Below are 685 nucleotides of genomic sequence, written 5' to 3'. Positions count from 1 at the left end.
GCTAGGTTCTTACCCATTACGGCTAAACCGACCACGCCAATTTGTTGTTTATTCATTAGAATACCTCTCCTTTGAAAGCTGGTATGGTAAAGCGCAACTTAAGGTTGCGCTGTTTTGCTCCAATCAGCGGCGAACTTCTCCATGCCTTGATCGGTTAGAGGATGTTTGGAAATTTGTTCAATGACGGAGAATGGAATGGTTGCGATATGCGCACCAGCCATTGCAACGCGTGTCACATGATCTGGGTGTCGAACAGATGCCGCGATGATTTGCGCATCTAGATTATGCGTACGGAATAACTCTGCGATTTTCGCGACGAGCAGCACGCCATCTTCTGAAATATCATCCAAACGACCAAGGAATGGAGAGACATAAGTCGCGCCTGCTCGAGCAGCCAAGAGCGCTTGGTTCACTGTGAAGATTAGCGTTACATTTGTTTTCACGCCTTTTCTCGTCAGGTAACGGCAAGCCTCAAGCCCAGCAAGCGTCATCGGAAGCTTGATTGTGATGTTTTTGTCGTTGTTGTTGATTTTAATTAGTTCATCAGCTTGCGCGATCATTTCTTCAGCAGTAACTGCATCAGGCGTTACTTCGGCAGAAACGGATTCAACCTCAGGCACTTCACGCAGAATCTCGGCGATACGGTCTTCGAATTTCACTCCTTCTTTGGCAACCAAGGATGGGT

At 47.3% G+C, this 685-nt stretch carries 1 protein-coding gene; it reads right to left on the bottom strand.

What is annotated here, in order from left to right; translation table 11 throughout:
* Positions 1 to 98: 98 nt before the first annotated feature.
* Positions 99 to 685, bottom strand: a 587-nt coding sequence (locus tag AC1DWN_RS34805) for a transaldolase family protein (protein WP_477563356.1), incomplete at its 5' end; no start/stop codon positions are given.

The sequence above is a fragment of the Paenibacillus sp. P4_A7 genome (assembly GCF_056402455.1).
Note: the sequence above shows the minus strand (reverse complement) of the source record. Positions and strands in the feature narration are given on the sequence as shown.